Below are 24287 nucleotides of genomic sequence, written 5' to 3'. Positions count from 1 at the left end.
CCGTGCCCCGCTAGAGGTCGTTGATCACCCGGTGCACAAAATCGAGTTTCTCGATCACCGGTTCGGTGAGCGTAAAGGGGTAAGTATCACTAAGGCCCATGCTGCGGTTCATCGCGTTGAGCGCCAGCGTCAGCTGCTGCCAGTCGTCGACCATCTGACCAAAGTTGGGATAGTGAGGGCTCCAGGGCTGCACGCTGAAGGCTTCAGCCTGCGGCGGCAGCGGCGAACCGACGGGTCGGTGCGCCACCTCAAAACCCATGGCGTGGGCGGTCTCCAGGCCATCGAACATATGTAGATAGTGGGCCCAGGTTTCCGCCCAGTCTTCCCAGGGATGAGCGCTGGCGTAGGCGCTGACGTACTCCTGTCGCCAGCTTGAGTCGCTGAGGTTGCTGTAGTGGTCTCGCAGGGCGGCCTCATAGTCGAGCGTCTCGTCGCCGAACAGCGCTCGAAACTCATTCAGCCAGCTGCTGGTACGAATCAGCTGATCCCAGAAATAGTGGCCAATCTCGTGCCGAAAATGCCCGAGGAGGGTCCGGTAGGGCTCGTTCATCGCCTCGCGCATCGTCTCCCGGGCGCCGGCATCAGCCTCCTTGAGATTGATGGTGATGACGCCACGATCATGGCCGGTATACACAGGGCTGCCCAGCGCGCCCTCCGAATAGTCGAGGCTGTCCGCCATAAAACGGAAGGCGAGCGCCCCGGGCTGTGACGCGTCCGTGATGAGCGGTAGCTCGAGCTGCTCAAGCGTGTAGAGCAGCCGTTTCTTCGCCGCCTCCAGCCGACCCCAAAGCCGGAGATTATCCGGGTCGGAGAGGTTGGGAATGACCTGGTTGAGGTTGCACGCCCAGCAGCGATCGCTCGGGGAGTCTTGGGGCAGCAGCCAGTTACAGACGCCATGCTCCAGCCCGTTGCTGCAATAGCGCAGGGGCGACTCAGCCGGCCGCATCTCCCGCGTGGCCGGGTCGTAGCCCACCGTACGCCCGCAGGCCAGGCACCGGGTGTTTTCGAAATGCAGCCGATTGCCGCATACACAGGAAAAGGGTTTCACCGAGAGACATCCATCCGTCGGACGATCAGGTTGCCACAATGCACGGTTTTGGCCGCTGAGAACAGTGATGGAATTCTCTTAACAACCCGCTAACCTCCAATAAGCTATACGTAATAATTCCACTCAACATCGGGGTATTTTATGAAAGCGACCGCCTTGCGTGCTTCACTCCTCCCCCTTCTCACCTTCGGCTACGTTTCTCTTGCCGGCGCCGCAACCTTTACCGTGGATGACCCTGGCGACCCGGTTGGCGTCAGCACAACCCTCCGGACCGCGATCACTCAGGCCAATGCCAGCGCCGATCCGCTCGACATTATCGTCTTCAATCTGCCGGCCAACAGCGTGATTACGCTGGCCTCGGAGCTGCCGGTGATCAGCGACGACGTCATCATCGATGGATCTAACGTGCCGGGGCTTGCCATCAACGGCGCCGGGCAGTTTCGGATCTTCAATATCGATACCGCCGCTGACGAGATTGTGATGATCAACGACCTGCAGCTCGCTGCGGGTGGCACCGGCGGCAGCGTCGGAGTCAACGGCGGCGCCATTTTTCTTGCAGACAGCGAGCAGGTGATGCTCACCAACGTTTCGATCGACGCCTCTACTGCTGACTCCAGCGGCGGCGGTATCTACGTCGGTTCCGCCACGCTGGAGATCTCCGGTGGCGTGTTCAGCAACAACGTCGCCAGCGGCCTGAGCGCGGCTGAGGGTGGAGGCGCCATCTATGGCCTGGGCGGCACGATCACGATCGCTGACGGCGCCAGCTTCAGCGATAACCAGGCGAGCGGGGTTGCCGGCAGCGGCGGTGCCATCCACATGAGCGGCGGTTCGCTTGACGTCACCGGCGGCGACTTTGCCCGTAATCTTGCGAGTCGTGCAGGCGGGGCGCTGGAAGTCAGCGCCGCGACGGCCCAGGCGACCGTCACAATCGACGGCGTCAGCTTTGACGAAAATGACGCGGGCTTGTCGCCGGGTAACGGCGGTGCGATTCACGTCACCGCGCCGAGCTCCGGTGCCATAGCGAGTGTCGACGTCAGCGGCGGTAGCTTTACCGGCAACATCGCCGGCGCCGAGGGTGGCGGGCTTTGGAACGACGCTACAGGCGTCATGAGCGTGACCGGGGCAACGATCACCGGCAATACCGCCAGCGGCGCCGCAGCCGACCAGGGTGGCGGGGGGCTGTTCAATAACGGCGGCAACCTGACTGTCGTCAACACCACGGTAGATGGCAACACCGCTGACGGTGCGGCTGGCTCCGGTGGGGGCATCCTGAATGACGGCGGGATGCTAATGGTCGCCGGCGGCGCGATCAGCGGCAACTCGGCCAGCCGGGCTGGCGGCGGCCTTGAGGCTACCACGACCAACGGTCGCGATTCTGACACCCTGCTCCAGGACGTCACTTTTTCCACTAATCGAACCGGACCCGCACCGGGCAACGGCGGCGGGGTACACGTGACTGATCCGTCCGGTGACGCCAACGCCAGCGACATGACCGTCACCGGCGGTGCGTTCTCCGGCAACATCGCCAGCGAAGAGGGCGGGGGCCTGTGGAACGACGCCGGCGGCACGCTGACCATCGACGGCAGCGCCATCACCGGCAACACCGCGAGCGGAGCGGGTGCCGATCAGGGCGGTGGCGGAATTTTCAACAACGGCGGCACGGTCACACTGACCTCCGCCACGATCGACACCAATATCGCTGACGGCGCCTTAGGGTCCGGCGGCGGGATCCTGTCGGTGGGTGGGATCGTTGGCGCGACCGGGGGCTCGATCTCCGGAAACACCTCGGTTAGAGCCGGCGGCGGCCTGGAGGTAGCGGCGGCCATCGACAACGCGGGTGCCAACCTGGCCGGGGTTGTGGTGGCGAACAACGCTACCGGCGGCTCGCCCGGAAATGGTGGCGGCCTCCACGTGACCGATCCGGCCGGCGACACCTTTGAGGTGACGGTCATCGTGACGGACGGCTCCTTTACCGGCAACACGGCATCCGCTGAAGGCGGCGGCCTGTGGAACGCGGTCGGCGGCACGCTCGACCTCAGCGGCACGGTTATCACAGGCAATACGGCCAGCGGCAGCAGCTCGGACCAGGGTGGCGGCGGCGTGTTTAACGACGGTGGGGTGGTCACGATCAGCGCGGCGACGATCGACGGCAACGCGGCGGACGGCAGCGCGGGCTCCGGCGGCGGTATTCTGAACGATGGGGGCCGACTGACCGTTACCGGTGGAACTGTGTCCGACAACTCGGCCGTTCGTGCCGGCGGTGGAATCGAAGCGAACACGCGAAATCTGCGTGATTCGGTGATCTTGCTCGATGGCGTGACCGTTTCGCTCAACACGACAGGAATTTCGCCTGGCAACGGTGGCGGCGTACATGTGTCTGACCCGATCGGAGACAATGCAAGCACGTTCACGATCAATGCAGGCTCAATTACCGAAAATATCGCTAATGAAGAAGGCGGCGGCGTCTGGAATGACGCGGGTGGCACGCTTCAAATCACCGGTACAAACGTGTCGCTCAACCGTGCGACGGCCGCCAACGCGGTCGGGGACGTGCAGGGCGGCGGCGGTGTTTTCAACAACGGCGGACGGGTCAGCGTGACGGACGCGACGATCAGCGGCAACGAGGTCAACGGCGTTCTGGGAGCTGATGACGGCGGCGGCGGCGTGCTGAACGACGCCCGCAGCAATCCGGGGTCGGTGACGCTTCGAGGCACGATTATCACCGACAACACGGCGAGCGTCGGCTCGGGGAGCGGCGGTGGCGTTTTGAGCGTCGGCGGCTCATTTGAGATCACGGGCGGCCGGATTTCCGGCAACAGTGCCGCGCGGGCCGGTGGTGGTGTCGAACTTCGGGCCGTAGAGGCAGAGGCCAGCCTCGCGGTCGATCAAACGGACTTTCGCGGCAACGCCACGGGCGGCGCCCCCGGGAACGGCGGCGCCATTCACGTCACGGCGCCGGTTACGGGCATGGCGGCGACGGTGACCGTCGACGGCGGAACCTACGCCAGCAACACGGCGGCTGCTGAAGGCGGCGCGCTATGGAACGACGCGAACGGCGTGATGAATGTCAGCGCCAGTACGCTCAGCGGCAACACCGCCAGCGGTGACGGTGCGGATCAGGGCGGTGGCGGATTCTTCAACAACGGCGGAACCGCTACGCTGACCGGCGTGGTTGTCAGCAGCAACGTCGCGGATGGCGCTGCCGGCTCCGGCGGTGGGCTGCTGAACGACGGCGGCACGTTGAATCTGACGGGCCTGACGATCTCAACCAACACGGCGATGCGGGCCGGCGGCGGACTGGAAATCACGACGGCCAACGCTCGCGCTTCCACCGTGACCGTCGCGAACACCACCTTCGATCAAAACACGACCGGCGCCAGCCCCGGCAATGGCGGCGGGATTCACGTGACGGACATCGCGAGCGGGCCCGCCAGCCTCCTGACCCTGGTCGGCGGCGCACTTACCGACAATAGCGCCGCTGCTGAAGGAGGCGGGGTTTGGAACGATGTTGGGGGTACCCTGATCATCGGCGGCAGCACCATCACCGGCAATGTGGCCGGCGGCGACAGCCCGGACCAGGGTGGCGGTGGCGTCTTCAACAATGGCGGACAGGTCACGATCGCCAGCGCGACGATCGACAGCAATATCGCTGACGGCGTCGCCGGTTCCGGCGGTGGCATTCTCAATGACGGCGGCAGCCTGTCGCTGGCTGACGGCAGCGTTTCCGGCAACAGCGCCGTGCGTGCCGGCGGCGGCCTGGAAATCACCACAGCTAACGCCCGCAATTCGGACGTGCTGGTCGACGGCGTGATTTTCGATGCCAACGTGACCGGCGCCAGCCCGGGGAACGGGGGAGCAGTGCACGTGACGGACCCGGTCGGCGGCAGCGTCAGCACGCTGTCGATACTCGCTTCCACCGTAACCAACAACACCGCTGACCAGGAGGGGGGTGGCCTGTGGAACGACGCGGGTGGCAGCCTGAGCGTCGAGGCCACCCAAATTGCGGACAACGTGGCCAACGCCGCCAACGCGGCGGCTGACATCCAGGGCGGTGGCGGTGTGTTCAACAACGGCGGCACCGTCACGCTCACCGACGTCACGCTGGACAGCAATGACGCCGCAGGACCCGCGGAGGCGGACGACGGCGGCGGTGGCGTCGCCAACGTCACCGGCGGCAGCGTGACGATTCGCGACAGCGTCATCAGCGCCAATACGGCGGACTCGGGGAGCGGCAACGGCGGCGGAATTCTAAATGCCGCCGGCGCCACGCTGCAGGTCAACAACGTGCAGTTCACCGACAACTCCGCCGCTCGCGCTGGTGGTGCGGTGGAAAACGAAGGGGTGGCGTCCCTCACCGAGGTCACCGCCAGCCAGAACAGCGCCGGCGTGAATGGGGGCATGCTGCACATTACGGGCCCCGGCAGCACGTCCTTCAGCTCGAGCACCATCAGTGGCAACACGGCCGCCAATGAAGGCGGCGGCCTGTGGCTGTCAGGCGGAGGGGTCCTCAATCTCACCACCACCGGCGTCGATGGAAACGAGGCCCCGTTTGGCGGCGGCGTTTTCGTAGACGCGGGGTCTACGGGCAGCGGCAGCCTCACCGTGGACATGAGCGCGATCACCGGCAACACCGGCAGCACCAACGGCGGCGGGCTGGCGCTGGAGGCGGGCACCGTGACCCTGGTGAACAGCACGGTCTCGAGCAACACCGGCGGTGACGGGGGCGGCATTTTTAACGATGCGGCGGCGGTCAACCTGTCTTTTGTCACCGTGGCCAACAACAATGCCAGCGGGCCAGGCGGTGGCGTCAACAGCGACGGGTCGGGCAGCGTCAATGCCGACAACACCATTATCGGCGGCAACGTCGGTGCCGCCGGCAACGATTTTCAGGGCGCCCTGACCAGCGGCGACTTTCTGATTATCAGCGACACCGCAGGCGCCACAGTCACCGGCACCACCACCAACTCCAGCCTCGACGTCGACCCGCTGCTAGGGCCGCTGGCCGACAACGGTGGGCCAACGCTCACCCACCTACCGCTGGCCGGGAGTCCCGCCATCGGTGGCGCGGACAACACGAGCTGTCCCGGCATGGACCAGCGGACCTTTGCCCGCAACGATCCGGACTGTGACGTGGGTGCCGTTGAGGTGGGCGGCGTAGATACCGACCTGGTTTTTGCCGACTCGTTCGAGAACTGAGTGGTTGTGGCGGCCGCCCGCGCGGTCCACGCGTGGGTGCTGCGTCACTCTTAACGTCGGAGGATCGCCCACCAGCGGCCGATATTGAGCAGGCTGATCAGTGAGCTGGACACGTAGGTCAACGCGGCCGCGGTCAACAGCCGGTGCGCATGGGGCCGATCCACCGGCTTGAGGATCTCGCCGTGGACGAGCAGGGGCATGGCGCGCCGAAAGCTGGCGTCGAGCTCGGTCGGCAGCGTGATCAGGTGGATTAAGGTGGTGGTTGTCAGGCTCAGCAGGCCGCCAGCAATCATCAGCAGCCCGGTGCCGGGGGCCTTGGTCAGCAGGGTCACAAACGGTGCGGCCACCAGGATCGCGGCACCCGCTTTCTGCAGCGGAATGGCCATCTTCACCAGCCGGGTTCTCCAAAGCAGAGCAGGGTAGCGATCTCGGTCCTGCAGCGCGTGGCCAACCTCATGGGCGGCCACGGTGATGGCGGTCAGGCTGCGCCCGTCGTGGACCGATTCGGTCAGGCGCACCGCCTTGTCCTGGGGGTCGTAGTGATCCCCCGCCTCGGTTCTCTCTACCGTCACGTTTTTCATGTGCAGGCCATCCAGCAGGTGCCGGGCGAGCTCCGCCCCGGTCCCCGGGTAGCGGTCGGCCGGGCGGCTGTAGCGCTGCATGACCCGCTTAACCCAGAGGCCGGGCCCGTAGATCAGGCCCAGCACCAGCGCGGCGATCACGAGAAAGTGCATGGGGTCAGTCGGTGAAGCGGGGCTCGCGTTTGGCCATCCCTGCCATCACGGCCTCCATCTGGTTGGGTTGGCCCATCAGCCCCGTCTGGACCTTGGCCTCCAGCGCTAGCGCTTCGACCTCACCCAGCTCGCGCGTGCTTAGAAACAAAGACTTGGCGGCTCGGACCGCGTCGGGTGACTTGTTCGCAATCGCGCTGGCCATCTCCTGCGCAGCACTGAGGGCGTCGGGTGCGGTGCGGGTGATCAAACCCAGCGTGAGGGCCTCGGGGGCCTCGACCACTCGACCGCTCAGCGTTAGCTCCAGCAGCTGGTCATAGCGCAGCAGCGACCGGGTGGTCACGGTGGCGCCCATGTCCGGGATGATGCCCCAGCGAATTTCCATGATCGAAAACTTGGCTTCCGGCGCGGCGATCCGGACGTCGCAGCCCAGCGCGATCTGCATGCCGCCGCCGTAACAGTGGCCGGTGATCGCGGCAATAACCGGGACCGGTAGACGCTGCCAGCCAATGCAAACCCGTTGATAGATGTTTGAGCCGTGGGGGTCCGTGTCGCTCAGCAGCCGGTGCATCTCCTGCAGCTGGTCCGGCTGGGCCGCCAGGCTGTGGAGATCGATGCCGGCGCAGAAGGACGGCCCTTCACCAGAAAGGACGACCACCCGCAGGCCAGGCTGCTGCGCCAGAGTCCCCAGGGTCTCCTCCAGATCGCGGAACAGCGCCATATTGAGCGCATTGTGTTTTTCGGGTCGGTTGAGACGAACGTGGGCAATACCGTCAGCGAAGTCGACGGAAACGGTTTCGGTCATGGGAAGCAAGACTCAAGCGGAAAAGTCGTATTGTACCGAGCCGAAGGTATGCACAGTAGGTGTTACTCGCGGTGGTCGGAGAGCAGCGCGCTGCCGCGCGTGCAGCAGCAGCAGGTGAAGCCAGGCGCCAGAATGTTGCGACGCCGGCCCGGAGGCCGGCTATCCGTCAAAATTTTGGCGTTAGAGGCGTTTTTTCGGCGCGAGGAGACGTTACCTCGCCTGACAGCCAATGGGTCAATCTGGATGCCGCCAGCGGAATGGCCGCCAGCATCAGGATTCCCAAGAACACGGGAACCAGCAGCAATCCTGCTGCGCTGCCTACCGCAACGGCTAAAGCCGTCAGCAGAAGGCTGTTACCTCCCTGTCCTGCCAGATCGCACCCGTCTGTGGGATGTGGGTCGCTTTTCATAGCTGGTACTCTCGACATGACGTGGAAATGTCTGAACTCAAGCAAGTTCCGGGCCAACTGGTCCTGGTTGCTAAACGTCGGCACGCAAACCGGGGAAGCTGAGATCAGGTGGGTCGAAGGTGTGTAGGCGCGAATTTTGTCGTCGGGGGATTCGTCCGCTGGGGTCCAGCCGACCGGCTTATGGGGATAAATAGCCGATACCGAAGTAATAATTCCCGTATTCGCTTTGTGATTATGCTGTTCGGCAGTGTAACAGGGCCTCTGGCCGCTGTCAGTTTCGCCAAATCCTGTAATGCTCATGCACCACACCTCCACCGCCAAGAGTAACCCGACGGCGTCGGCAAAACGTGATGGACCCCCCAGATATTGTGTCAATCTTGTGACAATTGTTTACCGTCACGTAGGTGTCATAGGCCGAACCGCAATAAAAACAGAGGCTTAGCTTCTCGGAGTCGAGAGTGTTCCCCAAAGGCCGCTGAGCGTCATACGTGGCGGGTCCACGTCCGTGTCGGCGGCGTTATAGACGCCACCGCCCCGGCGGGCAATCTCACGCCATTGCGTTTCTGTCCGCGGGTTGCGACCAACCTGCAGCGTGTCGAAGGCCCTGCCCTTGCGTTGTTCCGCGTCGATCAGCTGAACGATGGCCGGATCGCTGGCGCGATGCCCTGGCGCATCGCCAATGAGCACCAACAGCTGCCGGTCCGCGTGGCGGCTCCAGTCGCTCGCTGCCGCAGCCTCAAGACCCTTCAGCAGAGCCTCCTCACCCCCGCCGCCACCGGCGGCCGTCTGCTGCTGGAGACAGCGCAGGAAGCGCTCGGGTGAACCCAGCGGGCACCGTCGCGTGAGGTAGGCGTCCCCCCGGTCACGATAAGCCACCAGCCCGAGCCGCAACCGGGCGTCGGGATAAGCCTTCCGGAGGTCTGTCGCCCACCGGGGTGCCGCGAGCTTAAGCCTCGTCAGCGCAGGGGCCATGCTTGCGGTGGTATCCAGCACCACAACCACCTCGATCAGTTCTGTCTCCCGGACGTCTGATGGCCGGTGGGTGAGGGCGACAAGCCCCAAAAATGTGACGATCAGCAGTCCCAAAACCGCGCGAAAGCCGATCATGTCATCGGGCGGGAATAGAGGCGGCGAAGAGCGGCTTCGGCGCGTCGTCGGGCAGCTAAGAACGCCGCGTCACCGTCCGGCGGTCGAGGACGACCCGAGTGACGGCCCGGCAGCCAGGGCAGCAGCACCTGAATCAGGTAAAAACACCAGAGCGAAAGTGCCAGGCCGGCGCCCGCGCCCAGGGCCCATAGCGCCGACGCAACGCCGACCGCCAGCAGGGCACCGTCAGCCACGCAGCCCAGGATCGATCGATGGAGCAGCGCGCAGCGGACCAGCCAAGTCCAGCCCAGCATCGCCAGGAGCGGGACGGGACCGGTGCCGGACGCAATGAGGGCAAGCGCCGTCGAGACCAGCGTCAGAAGCCCGCCCGTCATTGTGCCTGCCGCGGGCCGGCATGCGGCGATCAGCAGCAGAACGTAAGTGCCGAGCCCGGTGATGGTGATGGCGGTCGTGGAGGCGTGGATACCGATGAGCGGCAGCAGCAGCAGCGCTGCGCCGCTCGCAACCGCGAGCGTCAGTGCCAGCAGCAGAAGCGGCCCCGCGCTTGGCCGGCTCACGACTTCCTCCGACGCTGTTTCTCTGCCAGGACAGCCGCGTCCACTTCCTGTTCGGTAATCGCGTCGGCGTCGCCCGTCAGGCCGGACGCCGGTTCCTGCGTTAACTCAAATGCCGCCAGCTTTTGGCGCAGGGAGTCGAGCGCTGCGCGGTTTGCGGCGAGCTGCTCGCGTTCGCGCACTTCGGCGTCGGCGCTTTGCTGCGCTTGCTCTCGCCGCAGGCCGTGCTGCCGCTCGCACAGCAAGCGCTGGCGAACGAGCTGCCTGACCAGCGTTTCATCGCCAGCGGTAAACGCGTGATCGATATGCTGACTGAGGTCTTCCAGCCGCGCTTGAACACGTTCGGATTCAAGTTCCTGCGATCGCCGTTGCTCGTCGCGTCGCCGCAGCCGTTGCTGCTGCTCGGCCAGGCTCTGTTCCATGTCTCGGATGGCCTGCTTCAGCAGAGACTCCGGGTCCTCGATTCGGTCCAGCAACGCGTGAAAGTCCGCGGTAAACAGGTGAGATATGCGATTCAGCAATGCCATGACGGCCCTCCGTTAAGACTTGGCTAGTCAGGCTAGCGGCGGCCCGCGGCGGGCCATAGGCCGCCTTTGGTAAACGTTCCCCTCGGCTGTTTACCAACTGTTTACCGAACTTGGCTTCCGCCGCTGCTACCATGCAAACGTGACCGCAAAAGCCAAAATTCTGGTGGTTGAAGACGAGGCACCGATCCGCGAGGGGTTGGTGGACCTGCTGGTTTTCCACGGCTTTGAGGTCGACACCGCCGCAGATGGCCACAGCGGATTGGAGGCGGCGTTGAGCGGCGGTTATTCGCTGGTGCTGCTGGACGTGATGCTGCCCGGGGTTGATGGCTTCACGATCTGCGACAAGGTTCGGCGCAGCTTGCCCGACCAGCCGCTGATCATGCTGACGGCGCGTTCCCAGGACGAAGACGTGATCAACGGACTTCGCCTCGGTGCTGATGACTACATCGCCAAACCGTTTTCCGTCACCCAGCTGGTGCTTCGTGTGCAGGCGGTGCTGCGCCGATCGACGCCCACGGTGTCGGATCAGATCATCGAACTCGTCGGAGCTTGCCGGATCGATCCGCTGAACCTGGCGGGTGAGGTGGACGGCACGGCGGTAGCGTTCACCCGCCGGGAGATGGAGGTGCTGCAATACCTGGCCATCCATGCCGGCCGCCCCGTGTCACGCGAGGAGCTGCTGCATCGGGTCTGGGGTTATGCCCGCGATCTCCAGATCGAAACTCGCACGGTGGATATCCACGTGGCAAAGATTCGCCGCAAAATCGAAGCGGATCCGTCGGCGCCCCGGCGACTGGTGACCGTCCGGGGCGCGGGGTATCGGCTGGAAGCAGTCCCCGCGACAACCGCTTGATGGCCATGACTGAGCTCCGGCGCCTCAGGTTGCTGTTGGCTGGCTTTGTGCTGGCGCTGGCGGTGCCCGGGGCGGTGCTGATCCGGCATGCGTATACCCAGCTTCACTGGCAGGCGTTTTTTGCAGCCCGGCTTAATGCCCAGAGCGCTTCCGAGCGAATAGACCAGGCGCTGGTCGAACGCTTGCTGCGCCAGGTCACGGTACCGATGGATACCGCCAATCAGCAGCGAGCGGCGCTCGGCGCGAATGCCGTCCTGGCTGAAGAGCTGGTTAGCCCGGCCGGCTCGAGCCGCGTCGGCGGCCTCATGGGTCTGTTTGAGGTCGACCCCGATGGTCGGCTGCGGTTTCCCGGCGGTGGCCGCCCGAATCCGCAAAGCGGTCCGGCAGATCGCCTGGAGGACATCCAGCGCGTCCTGCTGAACAACGAACTGCTGGCACCAAGCGCTGGACGTGTCAGTCCGCCGAACCCGTCGCCGCGAGAATCGCCTCGCGCGGTTGCGGCTGAGCGGCAGGCGAAGCCTACGGTCACTTCGGATGTTCCGGGTGCGTATAGAGCACCGGCTCAGCTCGAGCCTGCGACCAGCCGGTTTGATCGGTTGAGCGACGATGCCGTGCAGCAAACTCTCGTTCGAAAGCGCGCGAATTATGGCCAGGTTGAGGACCTGAAGCTGGACCAATCGCTCGACCAGCAGGCGAACAGTCGGCGCGAAAAAGAAAGCTCTGCGGTGGACGCCGCAGAGAATGGAGCGCTTGACCCGATCGTCGTGACCTCAGCGGTTCCGGCCGATGCCGCCGCAGAATCGCCGCAGGAAATTGGTGACCCGGAATTCCGAGCGATCACCGCCTTTGAGGTCGACGCCGAGCCGTTTCAATTCAGCCTGCTGGACAGCGGTCATTTCGCGCTGTTTCGCAGCATCTGGCGACCGGAAGGCCGAACGGTGCAGGGCGCGCTTTACGAGGCGGAGGCGCTGCTTTCGGAGCTGCGCCAGGACATCAACGCCGCGGCGTTGGACGGCGTTCAGGTCCTGGTCGCCTACGGGGGAACGGTGCTGGACGTCGTCGGTTCAGCGGCGAAGCTGGCGGCGCAACCCGGCAGCCTCGGCGGGTCGTCGAACACCGCAGCGGGCTATGGGCCTGCTGCCGAAACCCTGGCCAGCGGGGCGGGTGGGCAGCTCCTGTACCGGGCGAGACTGACGCCGCCGCTCAGCAATCTGGAGCTGGTTTATTACGCGGAGCAGCTGCCCCTCGGCGCAGGGCTAAGCCTGCTGCTCTGGCTCAGCCTGACGCTGGCGCTTGTGCTCCTCGGCGGCGCGTTCGCGCTCTATCGGCTGGGCCTTGGCCAGCTGCAGCTCGCCCGGCAGCAACGAGATTTCGTCTCGGCGGTCAGCCATGAGCTGAAGACGCCGCTTACCTCAATCCGCATGTATGGCGAGATGCTGACCAGCGGGCTGGCCCCCACCGAAAAACAGCCGCAGTACTTCCAGTATATTTTTGACGAGAGCGAGCGCCTGTCCCGGCTGATCGACAACGTTCTCCAGCTGGCTCGCTTCGACCGGGGTGAGGCGACGTTCAACGCCTCCCCGCTGACCGTGGGCGAGCTGCTGGACCTGGTTCGATCGAGGATTACCTCACAGGTGACCGCTGCGGGGTTTGAGCTGGTCATCGATGAGGGAAACGCCGGATCGAGCAGGCTGGCGGTGGACGCGGACGCCATGCTCCAGCTGTTTATCAACCTGACCGACAACGCGCTGAAGTTCAGCCGCGGCAGCGATCGGCAGCGGATCGAGATCGGCGCCCGGGACGAAGCGTCAGCCGTGGTGCTGTGGGTTCGCGACTACGGACCCGGGATCAGCCCGGATCAGATCGGAAAGATCTTCCGCCTGTTCTACCGTACCGAAAGCGAGCTGACACGGGACACGATCGGCACGGGTATCGGCCTCTCGCTGGTCCAGCAGATTGTCACGGCCATGAACGGCAGCATCGACGTCGTCAATGCTGGTCCGGGGGCTCGTTTTGAGGTCAGTCTGCCGCGCTTGGCGTCCTGAGCGCCCTCGCCATACAAATCTTCGCAATTTCGGCAACGCGTTGTGCGGTGGTGCAAAACCATTGGCACATGGCCGGTTCGGTGCGTCACCCTAGCATGAAGACTGGCCGTGCAGCCGGCAAACTGCTGCTGTTCGCGCGGCCTGCCCACTCAAACAAATGGATGGATAGCCATGAACGCGGCTAACGGTTATGTCGAAAAAACGCTGACGGTCAACGCTGACGGCGCCATTGTGGTACCGGCGGCGATGGTCGCAGATATCGAGCTAGAGCCCGGCCAGCAGGTCGAAGTGATGCATGACGGGCAGCAGCTGCGCCTGACCCGCCCGGAAGTGCATGCTTACGCCGACTGGCGCGATATCTCTCACCAGCTACTGGACGACTCCTGACGCCTGCTCGTCGATAAATGTTTCGATCCAGCCGGCGACCCGATCGGCATGCACGTGGTGGGGCTGATGACCGGTGCCCGGCAGACGCTGATAGGTGACGGCAGGTAACACCTCCACCAGCCGGTCTGCGTGATTCCACGCCGGGACGATGGTGTCGGCATCGCCATGCACGAGGAGTACCGGCTGCGTGATTTCGCCGTACCGCCGACTCGGTTCGACGAGGTATTCACTGAGCTGTCGGATGTCTCTGGCCGTGGCGGCAAAGTGCCCGGGCCTGAGATAGAGATCGATCCCGCTTCGCTCTCGATAAGACGGGATCACCGGATCTGGCGCAAAGCCGTTGATGATGCCGCTGTCCAGGCGCAGCGACCCGGCGGGGGCGATCAGGCTGTGTGTGACCAACGGGCCTAACACCGGCACGCCGGGCACGTGATTGATCCAATCCACACCGCCGTCCCAAGGATAGGCGGCGCCGGCCAGCATGACGCCGCCAACCACCTGCTCCGGCGCGTCGAGCAGCCCGGCCATCACCACAGAGCCGGCCAGTGAGTGGCCGGCCCAGACGGCGCGTGGGATACCCAGCTCTAGCTGCAGGGCCAAAATCGCCTGGGCTTGGGCCGCGGGGTTCATCCATTGAGTCCCGGTTTGGTGCGAATAGCCGGCACCCGGTCGGTCCACCGCAACTACCTGCAGAGACGCCGACAGCCGATCGGTGAGCGAGAAGAAGTCGTTGAGGTTGGTGGTGGCGCCATGAAGCAGAAACAGCGCGGGTTTCCCGGGCGTGGCCGGACCGGTCACGCGATAGTGGAGCCGCACCCCTGGCTGCTGCATGAAAGCGCCCACCGGCGGATGTGCGGCTTCAGCCCGGCTGGTTCGAGCCGCGGTGAATGCGGCGCCGGACAGCAGCAACAAGCCGGCGAAGATGGTGGTCCAGATCAGGAGTTTCAAAAGCGTGTTGGCGTTAGCGGTCAGGCGATAGAATAAGGAAGGACCCGCCGCTTTGGAACTGCTGTCGACCATGAATGAGCCGCTGTTGATCAAGGAGCTGACCCAGCACTACGCGCGCGCCGGTGAGGTGACTTGGCTGGGGGTGCGTTCGGCCCGGAAGGCGCCGCTTGAGGCCCGTCAGGTTATCGAGCTGGACCCGGAACGAGGCTTGCTGGGTGACCACTACGCGGGACGCTCAGGAAAACGCCACCTGACGCTGATCAGCGCCGAACACCTGGCCGCGGTGGCCGGCTTTCTCGGCACCGGTCCACTCGAGCCCGGTATTACACGACGCAACGTGGTGGTTTCCGGGCTGAATCTGCTGGCCCTGAAAGGACAAGAGTTTGAGCTTGGCGAAGCGCTGCTAGCTTTTACCGATCTCTGTCATCCTTGTTCACGCATGGAACAGGTGCTTGGTCCGGGTGGGTACAACGCCATGCGCGGGCACGGCGGAATTTGTGCGAGGGTACTCCGGGGTGGGAGCGTTGCGCTGGGCGATGAGCTGTCGGTGCCAAGCTTGTGAACCCGGCGGTACTTGCCGGCGGCTCTTGAACCTAGCTGCGCTGGCTCCCACTTCTAGGCTTTCGGTTATCGAGTCTCCCGCATGCTAACGCTGCTGACGCAAGGGCAGTATTCGCTATTCGCGCTGCTGTTGTTCGCCATTATCGCCTCGCTGACGCTGCATGAGTTTGGCCACGCCTGGTCCGCCCATTTGCTGGGGGACGACACGGCGCGCCTCGCGGGGCGGCTGACCCTGAATCCGATTCCTCACATCGACCCCATCGGGCTGCTGATGGTGGTTATGGTGGGCTTCGGCTATGCCCGGCCGGTGCCGGTCAATCCGCGCCGGTTAAGAAAATCGTGGGGTCACGCAGCCGTGGCGGCGGCCGGGCCCGGCATGAATCTGCTGCTCGCTTTCCTGTCGATCAACCTGCTTGCGCTCGGCGCGACCCAGCAGATCGAGCTACTCAGCGGCCCTGCGCAGCGTGCGCTGCTGGTGCTGCTGGCACAGATCAATATTTTGCTGATGGCCTTCAATTTGATTCCGCTGGGGCCGCTGGACGGTCGGTACGTGATGGAGTGGGCACTGCCCAACGGCGCTAGCCGACGCTACAGCGCGTTCAACAATCAGTATGGCGTGATGGTATTCCTGGCACTGATCGCCCTGAGTATTTTTGGCGTGCCGGTTTTCAGCTGGCTTCTCGGGCTGGCGGATAAGGTGCTGCCCTGGCTGATTGTGGTGCCGCTGCCCTCGGGCTAAGGGCACTGACGATTCGCTGACGAGCCAGGCGAAGTGACCTATCTATCCTGCTTGGCCCGCTAACGCCGCTGAGGCGGGTCCCAGACGGCGGCGCTGATGATCGACCAAAGGTGAACGATCCAGCCCAGCCAGATCACCCACAGCACCGCGGCCAGGACAAACTGAATAAGTGCCGCCAGCAGGCGCCCCTGCAGCAGCTGTCCCAGCCCCGGGATAAAAAAGCTCGCCAGAGCGGCGATGACGTTACCGGCAGATCCTTGCGACATTATTGACCCTGTTGCTCAATCTCACCTGATGATGAAGCAACTCCCATGCCAGCGGCTAAGTTTCGTAAAATCAATTACTTATGGGAATCGTTGGCAGCGCGACTGGTGCGCATGGCGATGGATCGGCGAGATTGACCAGGCCCCTTACGGCTCTTTGCTGGTGCTGACCAGGTACTGGTGACCCTTTTCCATGAGCTGTACAAACCCCGCCTCGTCGCCGCGCTCGACCAGCTCCCGAATTCGGCTCAATGCGTCTGCGAGCGCACTCAAGGGGGCTCGGCCGTAGTCGTTGAGATGCTGGATCTCGAAGTACATCGGCGGATGTTCTCCGGCGACGGCGCGCGCGATCGCCAGCTGCGCATCAAAGGTGGTGCTCGACAGGTCTGCCAGGACGTTCGAGGCTTCACCGGACTCGCGCAGCGCCGTAAAGAACGCGATGTTGAGTGCGTGAGAGAGTCCCAGCACGTAACCCACCATACGGTCGTGGTCCTCGAGGCTCATCTCGACCTTCTCCGCCATGGTGTTGGCAAACAGGCTGACGGCGTGTTCGGTGGCGCTGGCGACACCCACGTCGCAAAAAATGATGTGACGACCGGACAGCAGATGCGTATCGGGGCCGAACATCGGGTGGACCGACGTCACGGAACAGCCGGCGTCAGCCAGGGCTCGCAGCGGCTGGCGCAACGGGCTTTTGAGCGACGCGAGGTCGAAGATGGTGCCCCGTGGTTTTAGCGGCAGGAGTTCGCGCAGCAGATCAGCGCTCACCTTGATCGGAGCGGCTACGACGAGCAGGTCGTATTGATCGACGACGTCCTGCCAGCGGTCGACCCGGGCATGGCGGCTCCTAACGTCCGACGGATCAACGATATCGACGCCAAAAGACTGGGAGTCGAGGAAGTCCGCGAACCAACCGCCCATCTTGCCGCAGCCGCCAAAAACGAGGGCGCGCTGATTGCTGCCGCTTGACGCGTGGACGAGCCGGTCCTTTTCCTGCGCCTGCAGACTGCCTTCGATCAGCATCGTCATGACCGTCTCGGCAAGCTTCGGTGAAATGCCCTGTAACTCGGCGTTTTTCCGGGCCAGCTCCAAAACCACCTTCTCCCGGCCGTAGTCGCGAGTCGCGGTGCCGGTGTCGCGTTTTGTTGCGCCGATCCGCTGCACAACCTCCTGGCGCCGCGCGATGAGGTCCACCAGCTGGCGGTCCAGATCGTTGAGTTCAGACCTCAGGTCTTCAAGCATTTTGTCGTTATTCTCCTACAAGCACTCGTAACAGTTGCTCACGTCTCGCACTGGATGGGCCCTGGCGGCGGCGCTAGAATAGCGCGCAGAGCGGTTTGGAGCACCTCGCGGGTGTTTCCAGCAGCAAAATCGCCGGCGAGTGTTCGCGAAGCCCGGAAGGCGTCAGCCACCGGCAAGCGGAACGCTGAGAGTGATGCCCCTGGAATGGGTGAGAAAGTGAGGCAGGGCAGACGTTTGTTTGACGCAAACGCCTGAATTGGGAACCAGAGGAAAAAATCATGAAACGGATGTTGATGTTACTGCTGTCGGCTGTTGTGGTCGGCGTTCCGGCGACCGCACTGGCTGCTAAAGACAAAATTACGGTGGGTGTTGTCGAGTTCAAAAACGAAAGCGGCGCCGGCTGGTGGCGAGGCGGCGTTGGCTGGGAGCTTTCCGGCATGCTCAGCAACGAGCTGGTCGCAACCAAAGCGTTCAGCGTGGTCGAGCGCAATAAGCTGCAGTCTGCGATCGAGGAGCAGAACCTGGGTGCTTCTGGCCGGGTCTCGGCCGGCACGGGCGCCAAGATCGGTAAGCTCATCGGCGCCGAGTATCTGGTGATGGGCACTGTCACCGCTTACGAAGAGAACACCGCAGACACGGGCGGCGGCATCAGCTTCCGCGGCATCTCGGTGGGCGGCAACAGCTCGGAAGCCTACATCGCGGTCGATCTCCGGGTGGTGAACTCGACGACTGGCGAAATCGAATACGTGCGCACCGTTGAAGCCCGCAGCAAGGGCGGTGGCCTGCGCCTGGGTGCCTATCGCGGTGGCTTTGGGGGCAACCTCGCGAGCCAGAACAAAACGCCGGCCGGTAAGGCAATCCGCGGTTCGCTGATCGAGATCTCGGACTACCTTGAATGCGCGATGGTCAAGCAGACCAAGCGCTGCATGAAGAAATATGACGAGAGAGACGAGCGCCGGCGCGAAAGCTCACGCAGCGCCATCGACCTCGACGGTTAAGGTTTGACCGCCCGTATGCCAGCCGCATTAACCGGCGGCTGATCGAGCGAAAACCTGGGTAAAGCAAAGCCGGCGGCTCATGAAGCTGCCGGCTTTTTTTTGTGGTCGGTGTACGTCTCGGCCAGCGGACGCGTTGCAGTGCTACTTGCCCGGCGCCTCTGCGTCGCGATTCATCAGCCGCCGTACGTTGGCGAGCGTGATACCGCGCGTGTACTGATAGACGAGGTCCGGCGGTGCCAGGGGATCGTCAGAAACCACGCGCGTGGCAAGATAAAAATCCTCCAGTTCCCGGATCTTCGCTCGGGTAAAGTCGCTGGCGTCGACCCGGGCGGCGGGGTCGTTGAACTGAACTTCTTCGACCACGCCTTCCTCATCAATCTTCAGCCCCTCAACGGGAAAGCGAAGTAAAAACCGATTGGCGTCGTCGACCAATACGGGCAGTCGGCAGGCGGGCGCTCGCCCGCGCCAGGTGTCACCTTCTCCTTTCTTGAGAAAAACAAAAAAGCGGTCGCCCTCAAACTGCCACGTCCCGAGCTCCGGGTAGTAGCAGCGCTGTTCGCCCAGCCCGCGTTCCGTGACCTCCAGGAGCTGCCCCTTCTCGACGCCGCGGTAAGGCACGAGGACCTCAAGCAGCGCCCAGCCGCTGGAGGGAAAAGCGCGCGTTCGGGCGTATTCGGTCTGCGCGACCCGGACCACGGCAATCGCGTCCGCGCCGGCCGCCATGGCGGCCAGGGTCTGCCCAGCCGCCGCTGACGGCGGAGGCTGGGTTGGCGTGGTGGCATCGCCCCCTGGCCCTCCGGTGACGCCGGTAGATTGCGCCCAAACACCCGGCGCTACGACGGCCACCAGCGTCAAACTGGCCGCCAGTATGGCGCCGGCCCTCCATGGGCTGGAGTTTGCCACTGCCCCGGCATTGTTTGTCCTGAAATATTTCATGACGGACTCCTGGTTCGAGTATTCAGCTGAATGCTCGGCTTCTTGTGTTCGACTTTGCGTTGGACCCCGAGTTTAGCCGGGAGTTTGCTGGGGAGTTGCTTCGGGGGTCAGCTGCCGTGCAGCAGCGAGCGCCTGTCCCATCTGCACCGATGCGCCGGGGGCTAGCTCGGTCCGCCACCTCACCGCGTCAGGCGGCAGCAGCACGATAACCGTTGAACCCATGTTGAAGCGGCCCATCTCCTCACCGGCCTTAAGCATCGGACCCTGATGGTCAGCCGGGCGCAGCCGCCGGCCCGGCGCCACAACCCCTTCCCAGACGTTGCTCATCGACGATACGCAAACGGCACCAACCAGTGCCACAATCATTGGCCCGAAGTCACATTCGAAGCGGGTGATCAGTCGCTCGTTGCGCGCGAACAAGAGTGGAATGGCGGCCGTGGTCGTGGGCGATACGGAGAACAGTTTGCCGGGCACGTAAACGCTGCGGCTGAGCGTTCCGGTCCAGGGCATGTGGACGCGATGATAATCCCGGGGTGATAGATAGACGGTAAGAAAACTGCCGTTAGCAAAAGCGGCGGCATCCCCGGCTGCCGGCGTGATGAACTCGCTGACGGTAAACGTGTGGCCTTTGGCCTGCAGCAGCGTGCCGTCTCGGATGGGGCCAAGCTGGCTGATGGCGCCGTCAGCCGGGCAGAGCAGGCTGTCATCGTCGCCAAGCGGCCTGACGCCATCTTTGAGCGGGCGGGTGAAAAAGGTGTTGAAGCTGGCGTAGCTTTTCGGGTCAGGCTCCGCTGCCTGACTCATGTCGACACCAAAGCCTTTGATGGCGAGACGTATCAGCATGTTCTTCAGCGGTGGGAAGGTCATGCGCGTGACCTTGTTTACCAGCCAGCTCAGTCCGTGCTGAGGCAGGACGTACTGCAGGAGCACAAACAGTCGAGCCTTCAGCCCCATGACTGAGCGAGCTCCTGGCTTGGATCGTCGATGTTCACCTGCTCAACAGGCCGGCCTGCTGGACTGAAGGTGCTCATGGGTTGGACCCGACCAGCTGCTTCAGGTCACTGACCAGCAGCTCGAGCTGCTGCGGCGCGGGAAACTGGCCGACCAGTCGGCCCTGCGGATTAAGCAGCAGTACGCTGGCGCTATGATCGACGTTGTATGACGTGGCGTCGGGCTCGTGCGGCTCAATATCAAAAAGGACGCCCAGCTGATGCGTCAACGCAACCAGCTGAGGCATCGGCCCGGTGGCCGCGTCGAACCGCGGGTCGAAAAACCCCACGTAATCGGCCAGGTGGCTGGCCGAATCACGGTCCGGATCCACTGAAACGAACGTCACTCCCAACGCATCCCCCAGGTCAGCGCCGTCGAGCACGCTGCTCATCAGAGCCATGGTCGAGGGACAGATATCCGGACAATGGGTAAACCCAAAAAATACTAACGTCCATCGCTGCTGCCAGCGGCTGAGGTCAAAGGCTTCTCCGTGCTGATCGAAGAGCGCAAAGTCCGCTACCACCCTGGGCTCGGGATAACGCTTAAAGGCGCGGAGCGTCGGTGCAGCAGCTGGCGAAGGCACGCCAGCCGCCTCGCTCAGTGCCGGGGCGGCCTCGCTTTCGACGGCGGCCCGTGAGGCAAGCTTCATACCGCCGAAGGCGCCCACAGCCGCAGCGGCAATCGCGGCCACTATCAGTATTGTTCGGTTCATCGGAATTTGGTCATTTCGTCCGGGCGCATTATACCGCCGCGAACGATCCTAAGAGTGTCAATGAGGGTCTGCGACAACCTATACTGGGCGATTGCCTGCTGGCGTCGCGCCAGCGTAAAGAAAATGAGGTAAACGCTATGGTGGGTGGTGACGTCGACGCCGCGCATCGACTGCTCGGAGAGGTGATCCCGGAGGTCGCCGCGGCGCTGGATCAGGCCGGCGTCTATTTTGGTCATGGGACCGACAATGCCATGGACGACGCATGCTGGTTGACCGCGGCGGCGCTGGGTGAGGACCCGCTGCAGGCGCCGATCGCGGATCGGCGGGTGTCGCCCAAGGAATACCTGGATGTCCAACGCTGGCTCGAGCGCCGGGTCAAAGACCGCGTACCGGTCGCCTACATGACGGGGATTGCCTGGTTTGCCGGCCATCGCTTTTACGTCGATCCTCACGTGCTGATTCCGAGGTCGCCAATCGCGGAGCTCATCAGCGAAGGTCTCTCGTTGTGGCCGCTGGCGGAAGGCGACCGGGTGCTCGATCTCTGCACCGGATCGGGCTGCATCGGCATTGGCGTTGCTTTGGCTTTTCCGCACATCGAGGTCAAAGCAACCGATTTGAGTGGTGACGCGCTGGCGGTCGCCCGGCGCAACGTGGCGCTGCACCGCGTAGGCGACCGTCTCGAGTTGCTCGAGGGAGATCTGTTTGAACCCGTCGTCGGCCAGTTTGCGCTAATCATCAGCAATCCGCCTTATGTCTCCCAGGCTGAGTACAACGAGCTGCCGGCGGAGTACGCGCACGAACCGGGCATCGCCCTGCATTGTGGTAGCGCCGGGCTGGACCTGCCGCTTCAGATTCTGCACGATGCGCCCGACTATCTGACCGAACACGGACAACTGATTTTGGAAACGGGAAACAGCGCGGACGCGCTCCAAGATGCCCTGGGAGATTTGCCCCTGACCTGGCTGGCTTTCGAGCACGGTGGGAGTGGCATCCTCACGGCCAGTCGCCAGGAGCTTGTGGCCTGGCGCCAACGCATCGCGTTTGCGAGGCGGGAGCTCAGCGATGTCCAGTAACAGCTTCGGGCGTTTGCTGCGGGTTACAACGTTTGGGGAAAGCCATGGCCCTGGCATTGGCTGCGTGATTGACGGTTTCCCGCCGGGGCTGCCGCTGAGCGCCGAAGATATCGTGCCCGATCTCCAGCGGCGGGCGACGGGAAAAACGCGACACACCTCACAGCGACGGGAGGCGGATGCGGTCACCATCCAGTCGGGGGTCTTCGAGGGTGTCACCACCGGCACGCCTATCGCCCTGCTGATTGAAAACACAGATGCGCGATCTAAGGATTACACCAACATTAAAGATCAGTATCGGCCTGGCCATGCTGACTACACGTACGACGCCAAGTACGGCTTCCGCGACTATCGAGGCGGTGGGCGGTCGTCCGCGCGGGAGACAACCATGCGCGTGGCGGCCGGTGCGGTGGCGCGAAAATATCTGGCACATCATTTCGGCATTGAGGTGCAGGCCTGCGTGGTTCAGGTCGGCGAACAGCGAGCCAGCACGGTCGATTGGTCTGAGGTGGAAAACAACCCGTTTTTCGCGCCCGATCCGGACTGGGTTCAGCCACTCGAAGCCTATATGGACGCGCTGCGGAAATCCGGCGACTCCGCCGGTGCGCGAGTCGACGTGGTGGCGCGCGGTGTGCCCGCCGGCTGGGGTGAACCGGTCTACGGCAAGCTGGATGCCGAGCTCGCGGCTGCGCTCATGAGTATCAACGCGGTCAAGGGCGTGGAGATCGGAGCCGGTTTTGCCTGCGTAGAGCAGCCGGGCAGTGTGCACCGTGACGAGATTACGCCAGAGGGCTTTCTGAGCAATCACGCCGGAGGCGTCCTGGGAGGCATCTCCACCGGGCAAGAGATCACGGCCAGCGTGGCGTTTAAGCCCACCTCCAGCCTGCGCCTGCCAGGCTCGACGGTCGATCGCCACGGCGAAGCCGTCGAGGTTGTGACCAAAGGTCGCCATGATCCTTGTGTGGGGCTGCGGGCACCACCGATTGTCGAGGCGATGACGCTGCTGGTGCTGCTCGATCAGTTTCTGCGGCACCGGGCGCAGAACGCTGATGTCGAGATTCCCTTTACGATTCCCGCAGGTGATGGTCATGACCGATGAACTGACGGTTGCGGTTGCCGGTGCCACCGGCGCGGTCGGCCGCGCCATGACGGCGATCCTAGAGCAGCGCGAGTTTCCCCTGACCCGTCTCGTGCCGTTGGCCAGCGCCCGCAGCGCGGGCACCACCATCCGTTTTCGGGGTCAGGAGATACCGGTTCAGGTGCTGGAAGACTACGATTTTTCCACCACTCAGCTGGCGCTGTTTTCCGCCGGTGGGTCGGTGTCCGCTCGCTTCGCACCGGTGGCTGCGCAGGCCGGCTGCGTGGTGGTGGACAACACGTCGGAGTTTCGCCTGCACGACGACGTGCCGTTGGTGGTGGCCGAGGTTAATCCGCACGCCCTGGCCGGGTATCGCCAGCGCAATATCGTGGCGAACCCGAACTGTTCCACTATGCAGCTGATGGTCGCGCTCGCCCCGATCCAACGGGCGGCGGGTATCAGGCGCATTAACATCGCCACCTACCAGAGCGTTTCGGGCGCGGGTCAGCAGGGTATCGATGAGCTCCGGGAACAAGCGGCGCAGCTTGCGGCCGGTGAACCCGTCACGCCGCGGAAATTCGGCGACCAGATCGCCTATAACGTTGTGCCGCACATCGACAGCTTCCAGGACAACGGCTACACGCGCGAAGAGATGAAGCTTGTTTGGGAGACCCGCAAGATCCTGGAGGATCCGGACATCGGCGTGAATCCGACGGCGGTTCGAGTGCCGGTATTTTATGGGCACGCGGAAGCCGTGCATCTGGAAACCCGGGAACCGATCGATCTGGATACCGTGCGCGGGCTGCTGGCGGAAGCGCCGGGCGTGGTCCTGATGGACGGTCGGGAGGCTGGAGGTTATCCGACGCCGGCAACCCATGCGGACGGCACCGATCCGGTGTTTGTCGGCAGGATTCGCCGGGACCTCACCCATCCGAACGGAATCGATCTGTGGGTGGTGTCGGATAACGTGAGAAAAGGCGCGGCGCTGAACAGCGTCCAGTTGGCGGAGCTATTGGTAAAAAGTCATTTATAATCTATAGTTGAGGCCGGCTTATCATGTCTAATCTAAATAGTGCTACGTAACATAT

The 24287-nt window shown here is 63.7% G+C and carries 23 protein-coding genes; 10 read left to right on the top strand and 13 right to left on the bottom strand.

The window, feature by feature from the left end; genetic code table 11:
* Positions 1–10 precede the first annotated feature (10 nt).
* Positions 11–1048: a putative zinc-binding metallopeptidase gene (locus tag AAF358_06290; GenBank protein ID MEM7705143.1), complete on the bottom strand. Its 1038-nt coding sequence runs from the start codon at positions 1046–1048 to the stop codon at positions 11–13.
* A gap of 141 nt (positions 1049–1189) precedes the next feature.
* Between AAF358_06290 and AAF358_06285 the strand changes: the two genes are divergently transcribed.
* Complete coding sequence (locus AAF358_06285) at positions 1190–6244, top strand: choice-of-anchor Q domain-containing protein (protein MEM7705142.1); 5055 nt, start codon at positions 1190–1192, stop codon at positions 6242–6244.
* Between the two features lie 50 nt (positions 6245–6294).
* Here AAF358_06285 and AAF358_06280 read toward each other — a convergent pair whose 3' ends face one another.
* The 6 genes from AAF358_06280 to AAF358_06255 form a co-directional block, all read right to left on the bottom strand.
* On the bottom strand, positions 6295–6978 hold the full coding sequence (locus AAF358_06280) for a zinc metallopeptidase (GenBank protein MEM7705141.1): 684 nt from the start codon (positions 6976–6978) through the stop codon (positions 6295–6297).
* 4 nt (positions 6979–6982) lie between these two features.
* The gene (locus AAF358_06275) at positions 6983–7780 is read right to left on the bottom strand and encodes a crotonase/enoyl-CoA hydratase family protein (protein ID MEM7705140.1); all 798 of its coding nucleotides are present in this window, start codon (positions 7778–7780) and stop codon (positions 6983–6985) included.
* A gap of 166 nt (positions 7781–7946) precedes the next feature.
* Complete coding sequence (locus AAF358_06270; protein MEM7705139.1) at positions 7947–8489, bottom strand: hypothetical protein; 543 nt, start codon at positions 8487–8489, stop codon at positions 7947–7949.
* Between the two features lie 138 nt (positions 8490–8627).
* Positions 8628–9296, bottom strand: a complete 669-nt coding sequence (locus AAF358_06265) for a vWA domain-containing protein (GenBank protein ID MEM7705138.1) — start codon at positions 9294–9296, stop codon at positions 8628–8630.
* On the bottom strand, positions 9293–9853 hold the full coding sequence (locus tag AAF358_06260; protein ID MEM7705137.1) for a hypothetical protein: 561 nt from the start codon (positions 9851–9853) through the stop codon (positions 9293–9295). Before AAF358_06260 ends, AAF358_06265 begins: the two co-directional genes overlap by 4 nt.
* Positions 9850–10377 (bottom strand): PspA/IM30 family protein, encoded by a 528-nt coding sequence (locus tag AAF358_06255; GenBank protein ID MEM7705136.1) that lies wholly within the window; start codon positions 10375–10377, stop codon positions 9850–9852. Before AAF358_06255 ends, AAF358_06260 begins: the two co-directional genes overlap by 4 nt.
* 139 nt (positions 10378–10516) lie before the next feature.
* Between AAF358_06255 and AAF358_06250 the strand changes: the two genes are divergently transcribed.
* The 3 genes from AAF358_06250 (at position 10517) to AAF358_06240 (ending at position 13662) form a co-directional block, all read left to right on the top strand.
* Positions 10517–11230 carry a response regulator transcription factor gene (locus tag AAF358_06250; GenBank protein ID MEM7705135.1) on the top strand — a complete coding sequence of 238 codons (714 nt, stop codon included), beginning with the start codon at positions 10517–10519 and terminating at the stop codon, positions 11228–11230.
* A complete protein-coding gene (locus AAF358_06245) occupies positions 11230–13275 on the top strand; it encodes a HAMP domain-containing sensor histidine kinase (GenBank protein MEM7705134.1) in 2046 nt (681 codons plus the stop codon). Before AAF358_06250 ends, AAF358_06245 begins: the two co-directional genes overlap by 1 nt.
* Positions 13276–13446: 171 nt before the next feature.
* Positions 13447–13662, top strand: a complete 216-nt coding sequence (locus tag AAF358_06240; protein ID MEM7705133.1) for an AbrB/MazE/SpoVT family DNA-binding domain-containing protein — start codon at positions 13447–13449, stop codon at positions 13660–13662.
* On the opposite strand, the gene AAF358_06235 is transcribed toward AAF358_06240, so the two are convergent.
* Positions 13645–14682 carry an alpha/beta hydrolase gene (locus tag AAF358_06235; protein ID MEM7705132.1) on the bottom strand — a complete coding sequence of 346 codons (1038 nt, stop codon included), beginning with the start codon at positions 14680–14682 and terminating at the stop codon, positions 13645–13647. The genes AAF358_06240 and AAF358_06235 overlap by 18 nt on opposite strands.
* Here AAF358_06235 and AAF358_06230 point away from each other — a divergent pair.
* Both AAF358_06230 and AAF358_06225 read left to right on the top strand, forming a co-directional pair.
* Complete coding sequence (locus AAF358_06230) at positions 14681–15172, top strand: MOSC domain-containing protein (protein ID MEM7705131.1); 492 nt, start codon at positions 14681–14683, stop codon at positions 15170–15172. The two genes, AAF358_06235 and AAF358_06230, sit on opposite strands and share 2 nt — an antisense overlap.
* 81 nt (positions 15173–15253) lie before the next feature.
* Positions 15254–15910 carry a site-2 protease family protein gene (locus tag AAF358_06225; GenBank protein MEM7705130.1) on the top strand — a complete coding sequence of 219 codons (657 nt, stop codon included), beginning with the start codon at positions 15254–15256 and terminating at the stop codon, positions 15908–15910.
* A gap of 59 nt (positions 15911–15969) precedes the next feature.
* Here the strand turns inward: AAF358_06225 and AAF358_06220 are convergent, their stop codons facing one another.
* Together AAF358_06220 and AAF358_06215 are read right to left on the bottom strand one after the other, a co-directional pair.
* The gene (locus AAF358_06220; GenBank protein ID MEM7705129.1) at positions 15970–16176 is read right to left on the bottom strand and encodes a hypothetical protein; all 207 of its coding nucleotides are present in this window, start codon (positions 16174–16176) and stop codon (positions 15970–15972) included.
* Positions 16177–16320: 144 nt separating this feature from the next.
* Complete coding sequence (locus AAF358_06215; GenBank protein MEM7705128.1) at positions 16321–17415, bottom strand: prephenate dehydrogenase/arogenate dehydrogenase family protein; 1095 nt, start codon at positions 17413–17415, stop codon at positions 16321–16323.
* Positions 17416–17693: 278 nt separating this feature from the next.
* On the opposite strand from AAF358_06215, the gene AAF358_06210 reads away from it, so the two are divergent.
* Positions 17694–18413 (top strand): CsgG/HfaB family protein, encoded by a 720-nt coding sequence (locus tag AAF358_06210; protein ID MEM7705127.1) that lies wholly within the window; start codon positions 17694–17696, stop codon positions 18411–18413.
* Between the two features lie 141 nt (positions 18414–18554).
* Here AAF358_06210 and AAF358_06205 read toward each other — a convergent pair whose 3' ends face one another.
* From AAF358_06205 to AAF358_06195, 3 genes are all read right to left on the bottom strand, one after another.
* Complete coding sequence (locus tag AAF358_06205) at positions 18555–19349, bottom strand: hypothetical protein (protein MEM7705126.1); 795 nt, start codon at positions 19347–19349, stop codon at positions 18555–18557.
* A 72-nt stretch (positions 19350–19421) separates the two neighbouring features.
* Positions 19422–20297: an archaetidylserine decarboxylase gene (asd, locus tag AAF358_06200; GenBank protein ID MEM7705125.1), complete on the bottom strand. Its 876-nt coding sequence runs from the start codon at positions 20295–20297 to the stop codon at positions 19422–19424.
* Between the two features lie 79 nt (positions 20298–20376).
* Entirely contained in the window at positions 20377–21051 is a 675-nt protein-coding gene (locus tag AAF358_06195; GenBank protein ID MEM7705124.1) for an SCO family protein, read from the bottom strand.
* A 137-nt stretch (positions 21052–21188) separates the two neighbouring features.
* On the opposite strand from AAF358_06195, the gene prmB reads away from it, so the two are divergent.
* From prmB to AAF358_06180, 3 genes are read left to right on the top strand one after another with little or no spacing between them, the layout of a single operon-like run.
* Positions 21189–22124, top strand: coding sequence for a 50S ribosomal protein L3 N(5)-glutamine methyltransferase (prmB, locus tag AAF358_06190; protein ID MEM7705123.1), 936 nt, complete (start codon positions 21189–21191; stop codon positions 22122–22124).
* Positions 22114–23220: a chorismate synthase gene (aroC, locus tag AAF358_06185; GenBank protein ID MEM7705122.1), complete on the top strand. Its 1107-nt coding sequence runs from the start codon at positions 22114–22116 to the stop codon at positions 23218–23220. Before prmB ends, aroC begins: the two co-directional genes overlap by 11 nt.
* Positions 23210–24232 carry an aspartate-semialdehyde dehydrogenase gene (locus AAF358_06180; protein ID MEM7705121.1) on the top strand — a complete coding sequence of 341 codons (1023 nt, stop codon included), beginning with the start codon at positions 23210–23212 and terminating at the stop codon, positions 24230–24232. Before aroC ends, AAF358_06180 begins: the two co-directional genes overlap by 11 nt.
* The last annotated feature ends 55 nt before the right edge of the window (positions 24233–24287 follow it).

The sequence above is a fragment of the Pseudomonadota bacterium genome, assembly GCA_039033415.1.
Classification (GTDB): domain Bacteria; phylum Pseudomonadota; class Gammaproteobacteria; order Xanthomonadales; family SZUA-38; genus JANQOZ01.
The sequence above is the reverse complement of the archived record's forward strand: the minus strand, read 5'-3'. Positions and strand labels throughout refer to the sequence as shown.